The sequence below is a fragment of the Faecalibacillus faecis genome (assembly GCF_003024675.1).
Classification (GTDB): Bacteria; Bacillota_I; Bacilli_A; order Erysipelotrichales; family Coprobacillaceae; genus Faecalibacillus; species Faecalibacillus faecis.
In genome coordinates this window covers 47,360-53,739 of record NZ_PYLP01000017.1, presented here as the reverse complement: position 1 = coordinate 53,739, position 6,380 = coordinate 47,360, and the positions used below count along the sequence as shown (strand labels likewise).

Here is a 6,380-nt window from a genome sequence, read left to right as displayed (position 1 = left end):
ATCACATAAAATATTTCTGATTTTTTGTTGATAATTATAATAAGTCGACGGCTTGATATTGTTTTTGTCACAGAAATCTTTGACAGATAAACCACTTTCCTTGCATTCTTTGATTTTAAAATACCAAAATTTATATTTTTCATTTTCGGTAAGTTCCTGTACTGTCATATAGTCTCTCTTCCTTTCCATATAGTTTTTGGAGAATATAAAAACTACAATATAGTTTATGGAGTCTCCACATTCTATATTGTAGTTCTTAAAATTCTATATTTTTATCCACTATTTTATTTGGCGCTTACTATATTAATTTCTTGTGAATTAAAAAAAGACTTTGTGTTTTCACACAAAATCCCTTATTCTTTATCCTTTTCTAAAACATAGCGAATCATACGTTTGATTTCTTGTTCATTCTTTGCTCTAAGTAAATAAACTTGATTTGCCATAGCTGCACTTAAAGCTTCAGGTACGATTTCATAAGAAATCAATTGATTCTTGTATTTCATACGAATTTGTTGACTATGATGTTTGTATTTCAAGCCATTACGTCTTCCAGCATAACCAATACAATATTGTTGTTTAGGTTCAATAAAGCAATGATCATAAATCAACATATCCGCAAAGATATCATAAACATTAGCATTATAAGAATAATTCATCATATCAGGAATATAAGCACCTGGAGCACGCATATTGACTTCAAGACCAACAAGATCTCCTTTTTTTCCCAAGCCTTCTTTATCTTTATCTAATCTAAAGAATTCAAAGTGGAAGAATTTTTGTCTTGCATCAAAAGCTTTTACAACACGTGTTCCAACTTCTTTAATATCACTACCTTCTACAATTTGTCCATAGAAAGAAGTATCTCCACCTTCATTGACAATATCCATAATAGATTGCATCATCACATGACTTGTACAAATCAAAATATTTGCTTTACTATCCGTAATTCCATCAAATGTTTCAACATGTCCATTGACGAATTCTTCTGCGATAAACGAAACAGCTCGATCCCAACTTGTTAAAAATTCACTTACTTGTTTTTTATTTTTTAATTTATAAGTTGAAGTAGCCCCTACTCCATTATCAGGTTTAACGACAATTGGAAAACCAACTTCCTTACAAAATTCATAAAGTTCTTCATCATTTTTAAAGACTTTATATCTTGCAGTAGGCACATTGGCTTTTTTATAGATTTCTTTCATTTTTGATTTATATTTCATCACTTCAAGTTCTTTAGGTCTTACTCCATGATGAATATTAAAATCTTCTCTTAATTTTGCTTCTAGTTCAAGCCAAAATTCATTTTGCGATTCAATATAATCTATACGACCATATTTACCAATAAAAAAACCCATTGCACGATAAACTTCATCATAATTTTGTAAATTATTAACGCGATAATATTCTACTAAGCTCTCCCTTGTTTCACTTACTAAATCATCATAAGGAGCATCCCCTATTCCTAAAACAGTAACTCCTCTTTCTCTTAATGATTTACAAAAATTCCAATAATATGTTGGAAAGTTAGGAGAAATAAATACTAAATTCATTTTTCAAATCCCCCTATAATATATGTCCTAAAAAATAAGGTAATTGTTGTCTCCACCAATCCCAATCGTGGTTAACATCATATCCCCAAAAATCTGTCCATGCATGAACCCCTAAACGATCAAATGTTTCTTTCATCAAGCCTGTTGATTTAACCATTTCATCTTCCCATGCACCTTGTCCACAACAAAGAATAATTTTTCTTTGATTATAAAGAGCAACATACGGATGATTTGATGACATTCCATTTAAGTATTTCAAAGGACTATTATTATAAATATTTTCATCTACATATTGTCCAAAGAATAAATCCGTATCATAATATCCACTTAATCCAATACATCCCATAAATAAATCTGGTCTTCTAAGCATCATATTAGCGGCATGTGTTGCTCCTAAAGAGCATCCTGTTGTATAAATCATCTTCCCTGTGCCATTGATTTCATGAATACGTGGTACCATTTCATCACAAATATGATAATAAAATTGTTCAAGTATATAGCTACGATGAGCAGGATTTCCCATTTCATCTGAATAACTTTCTTCATCCACACTTTCTACACAAAAAAGTTGTACAAGCCCTTGTTCAATTTTATCTTTGATGGTATCTACCATTCCAAAGTTTTCATAGTCTTGACAATGTCCATCTTGAGCAGGAAATACTAAAATTGGAATTCCTGTATGACCATAGACAATAAAATCCATATCTCTATTTAAACATTGGCTATATTCATTGTAATATCTTATTTCCATTTTATTCCCCTCCTATTGTCTCTATTGTATCACATTATCTAAAATCCAAAAACTGCTAGTCTTAATTTTTGATTCATTATCAAAGAAAGTGTTATTTCAACGGTAGCTTTTCCATATTCTTGTTTTAAACAATCATCTAGGACCTGTTCTAAAACTTTCATTAAACAATATTTTTCTTTATTACAGAATAAATAAAAATCATCAACAAATTCTTTCATTGGATAGAGTTGATATTGTATTTCCATTTTTTTAAAAATAGAAAAGATTCTTTGTTTATTATATAAAGAGGAGATGATTGATATTCTTTGATATTCTTCATAGAGGTTTTTAAAATATTGATGAAAACCTAATGGAAGTTCTTTGATGTTTTCTTTATAATAAAGATCTTTTCCTTCTTCTAATTGAAAATAATCCTTTGTACTTATATAGGGAATTATTTCTATTTCTTCTTTTAAATAATTTCGATCAATTAAATTCTTTACAGCTCTCCACTCTTTATTAAAATCTTTTTGATAACAAAAACAAAGTAAATAAAAAGGTAAAATAAAAGACTTTAATTCCAAACAATTTCTAATAATTTCATAAACTTCTTCAGGATATTCCATTTCTACTTTATGTAATCCATCACTAAATAAATCAACCAAAATATTTTTAAGATTTTCATACTGTATTTCTTTACAATGACTTTGATATTCTTTAATCATTAATTCTATTCCTTGTAATTGATATAACATTTCAATTGAAACATCTTCTAAAAAAGCATCCAACTGTTTTCTTGTATGTGTCATACAATAAACTTCTACAATTGAAAGAAAAGTATATTCATAAGACAAATAACAATCATCCCAATCATCAACCTCAAGTTCTTTTTGAATTCCTTTTTCTTTTTTACCTAAAATAGTATTCAACCAACCCGTTGTCAATAGATCCATTTGGTTATTCTTTTTTTCTAAAACCTCACATACTTTATAAAATAAAAAACTTTTATTTAATTCACAATTTTCAAATAAACTATAATTCATTCGTTTTAAATCTTTAGCTCTTTCTAAAACTTCTAATTCTTCATTTCCATAAATTTCCTTATGTTTATATAAAAATCCTGCTTGATACACTATTTCTAAACATTCATCCATACAATTTCTCCTTTTTTTCATTGTAAAACGAAATAGTATTTTAGTCATTGGCTAAATAGTACAAAAAAAGAGAAATACTATCTTTCTCTTTCATTTATTCTTACCATATCATTCCATTTAGCATTTCCATGAACAGATTTTGAAACTCCTTTAAAATGAAAGCTACAGCTTTCATAAAAAGGAATCAAATGATCTTTACATGTTAAAACAAATCCATTTACTTCATTTTCTTTTAAAGAAACGTATTCTTTAACCATCTTTCTTGCATAACCCTTATGACGATAATCCGGCAAGATACAGACTGAAAAAATAAGTTGATAATCACCATTTGGATGATGCAAAGAAGCATTTTCATACATTTCATCTGGTAATTCACATTGATTGTTTTTTAAACCACCGATATATCCAATAGGTGTTTCATCTACATAGTAAAGATAAAAGCCTTCTGGATAAACTTCTAAACGTCCTTTTAAAGAATCCTTACTTGCTGCCTCTTGACTAGGAAAACATGTTTTTTCAATAGAATCAATAAGATCTAAATCTTTTAAAGTTACTTTCTTTAACATAATCCATCCTATAACATTGCATAAATTCCTACAAAAGGTATTACTAAAATAAGGGCTGGTACAAGATTCATCGCACGTACATCAAGTATTTTAGAAACAGTTAGACCAGTAATCATCGTAATAACACCCCCACACGCTTTAAAATCTGCAATCATTGTTGCATTTACAAATGGTAAGATTGCTTTAGCAAGGAAAAAACAAGCGAGTAAAATAATAAGTTGTGGAACGCAAATCAAACTTTGAGCATAACCTAAAGCTGCCCCAAATAAAATAGCTGTGAAAAAATCTAAAACAGATTTAGAAATTAAAACAGAAGCATCCCCTGACATTCCTTCAGTCAAAGCTCCAAATAAACCCATTCCTGACATAGAAAACATTAAAACAACTAATAAATAGAGTTGCATATATTCTTCTTGATTACCTTCTATACTAAAAGGCAACCTATCAAGCAAATAGGCAAAAATATGATGAACATGATCATAAAGATGACAAAGTTCTCCAATAACAAAACCTAAAATAATAGCCATAATAACCATAGGTAATGTTTTTACATTTAAAATAGAAGTAATCCCAATCGTTACTGAACAAATCCCAAATACTTTTGGAAGTTCTTCAATAAGATGTTTTGGTAATATTTTTTTAATAAATCCTCCGACAAATGTGCCAATAAAGACAGCACATACATTTGTTAGAACGCCAACTGGCATAAAATCACCACCTTCTGCCCTATTATAACAAAACATAAATGAGTTGCACATAGAAAATTATGTACACCAACATATAAAAAAATTGTTAGATCTATATAAGATTTAACAACATGTAAAACAATTCTTTAATTTTAAAAGTATTTAATATACCCCATATAATCAAATAAAAGGAAATACAAATGATCGTAAAACCTACTAATCCACCAATTTCAAAATAATACCAAAAACCAAAAACAATACATCCTATTAATAATATTATAAGTCCACATTTCTTTTTGCACTTCTTTATATAATCATTTACTATTGGTAAATGATAGATATTTATTAATAAAGCAAAAATGACTAACCCATTAAACATACAATTTATAAAATTATCCGTTCTAATAATAGAAGTAGACAATATCAAACAACATAGAACAATCATTGTAATCTTAAATAAACTATTATTTAATATTCCATCAATCTTCACTTTTACATGATTTTTCATATAACACTTTCCTTTTTATTTTGGTAGGTCAAAAATCTATATTAATAGCGTAAATACACTACCTTCCAATTTATCTATATTAACAGTAAAATGATTACTGAGTATATCTTAGTAATCATCTTTTTTCGTTTATACTAAAGAAGATGAAATTCCTTGTTATACTTTTAAGTGCTAATCAAAATCTAACGAAAGGATATTTCATCATGCAAAGTATAACACATTTAATTGATTCTATTGAATCTTCTTCTAAACAAAATTTTAAATTCTCTCAATATTTTCAACCTTTAAACCTCTTAAACAGGATCCCTAACTCTATTTCTGATCATTTGAACGATATTGATTTTATCTATCATCTTGATGAGGCCTCTGAACATATTAACTGACCCAACAAGTTCTTTGAAGACAATATCAATCCTGTTACCAAAAAAGAAATCTCTCATCTTAAATCTTCTAAAAACAAAGATGTCCAAATTTCCTATGCTGATTTCAAGGTCGATGAACCGCCTCTATTCAAAAACGAACTAGTTGAACAGCTTTCTTTTGAAGACATCATCAATGAAAAGAATATTGGGCCTGTTAGACGAAGAAATTCCAAATCTTTTACATTTGATGGTGTATGTCCTTATTGTGGTGCTCCTAAAGAATATATTTACGACAACAATAAAGGCAAAGGTCAATATCAATGCAAAGCTTGCAGGAATACTTTTACCGTTAAAACGACAATTAAATATGATATTGGTATCTACTGTCCTCACTGCAAACGAAAACTTACTTTACACCATGATCGCAATGGCTATTTTGTTTATGTCTGCATGAATCAAGACTGTCCCTATTACAAACATAATAAAGAAATTTTAGATAGTGATGACAGGGATTCTCTTCTTACTTCTAGCAATCAGTATCGTCTCAGATATCATTATCGTGAGTTCAAATTTGATATGGACCCTCTTAAAAAGACATCTCAATCTTTAAATACAGGATTCAATATTTAAGAATTCATTTTGATCATAAAGTTCTTGGTCTTATTCTGACGTATTACGTCAATTATGGCCTTAGTGCCAGAAAAACAGCTCTCATCATGAAACAGATACATGGTGTGCGTATTTCTCACCAGACCATCATAAACTATGTCAATGGTGTATCAGCTCTCGTTAAAGACATGATTATAATAACTGATTACTCTATA

Annotated in this window: 8 protein-coding genes; 1 reads left to right on the top strand and 7 read right to left on the bottom strand. The window is 28.8% G+C overall.

Annotated elements, in window-relative coordinates; all coding sequences use genetic code 11:
- The 7 genes from tnpA to C7U55_RS10995 form a co-directional block, all read right to left on the bottom strand.
- Positions 1–168, bottom strand: a 168-nt coding sequence (tnpA, locus tag C7U55_RS14280; RefSeq protein ID WP_396130022.1) for an IS66 family insertion sequence element accessory protein TnpA, incomplete at its 3' end; no start/stop codon positions are given.
- A gap of 185 nt (positions 169–353) precedes the next feature.
- Positions 354–1,550 (bottom strand): ATP-grasp domain-containing protein, encoded by a 1,197-nt coding sequence (locus C7U55_RS11020; protein WP_106988603.1) that lies wholly within the window; start codon positions 1,548–1,550, stop codon positions 354–356.
- A 13-nt stretch (positions 1,551–1,563) separates the two neighbouring features.
- Complete coding sequence (locus C7U55_RS11015; RefSeq protein WP_106988602.1) at positions 1,564–2,301, bottom strand: esterase family protein; 738 nt, start codon at positions 2,299–2,301, stop codon at positions 1,564–1,566.
- Between the two features lie 38 nt (positions 2,302–2,339).
- Positions 2,340–3,434, bottom strand: a complete 1,095-nt coding sequence (locus C7U55_RS11010; RefSeq protein WP_106988601.1) for a hypothetical protein — start codon at positions 3,432–3,434, stop codon at positions 2,340–2,342.
- Positions 3,435–3,511: 77 nt separating this feature from the next.
- Positions 3,512–4,000, bottom strand: a complete 489-nt coding sequence (locus C7U55_RS11005; protein ID WP_106988600.1) for a GNAT family N-acetyltransferase — start codon at positions 3,998–4,000, stop codon at positions 3,512–3,514.
- Positions 4,001–4,008: 8 nt separating this feature from the next.
- On the bottom strand, positions 4,009–4,707 hold the full coding sequence (locus C7U55_RS11000) for a DUF554 domain-containing protein (protein ID WP_162297444.1): 699 nt from the start codon (positions 4,705–4,707) through the stop codon (positions 4,009–4,011).
- A 91-nt stretch (positions 4,708–4,798) separates the two neighbouring features.
- Positions 4,799–5,194: a hypothetical protein gene (locus C7U55_RS10995; RefSeq protein ID WP_106988598.1), complete on the bottom strand. Its 396-nt coding sequence runs from the start codon at positions 5,192–5,194 to the stop codon at positions 4,799–4,801.
- 555 nt (positions 5,195–5,749) lie between these two features.
- Here C7U55_RS10995 and C7U55_RS10990 point away from each other — a divergent pair.
- Positions 5,750–6,010, top strand: a complete 261-nt coding sequence (locus C7U55_RS10990; RefSeq protein ID WP_106988597.1) for a hypothetical protein — start codon at positions 5,750–5,752, stop codon at positions 6,008–6,010.
- Positions 6,011–6,380 lie beyond the last annotated feature (370 nt).

What these genes read in the sequence shown, in the direction of transcription:
- C7U55_RS11020 (WP_106988603.1), bottom strand. Translation starts at nt 1,550, where the DNA reads ATGAATTTAGTATTTATTTCTCCTAACTTTCCAACATATTATTGGAAT.
- C7U55_RS11015 (WP_106988602.1), bottom strand. Translation starts at nt 2,301, where the DNA reads ATGGAAATAAGATATTACAATGAATATAGCCAATGTTTAAATAGAGAT.
- C7U55_RS11010 (WP_106988601.1), bottom strand. Translation starts at nt 3,434, where the DNA reads ATGGATGAATGTTTAGAAATAGTGTATCAAGCAGGATTTTTATATAAA.
- C7U55_RS11005 (WP_106988600.1), bottom strand. Translation starts at nt 4,000, where the DNA reads ATGTTAAAGAAAGTAACTTTAAAAGATTTAGATCTTATTGATTCTATT.
- C7U55_RS11000 (WP_162297444.1), bottom strand. Translation starts at nt 4,707, where the DNA reads ATGCCAGTTGGCGTTCTAACAAATGTATGTGCTGTCTTTATTGGCACA.
- C7U55_RS10995 (WP_106988598.1), bottom strand. Translation starts at nt 5,194, where the DNA reads ATGAAAAATCATGTAAAAGTGAAGATTGATGGAATATTAAATAATAGT.
- C7U55_RS10990 (WP_106988597.1), top strand. Translation starts at nt 5,750, where the DNA reads ATGAAAAGAATATTGGGCCTGTTAGACGAAGAAATTCCAAATCTTTTA.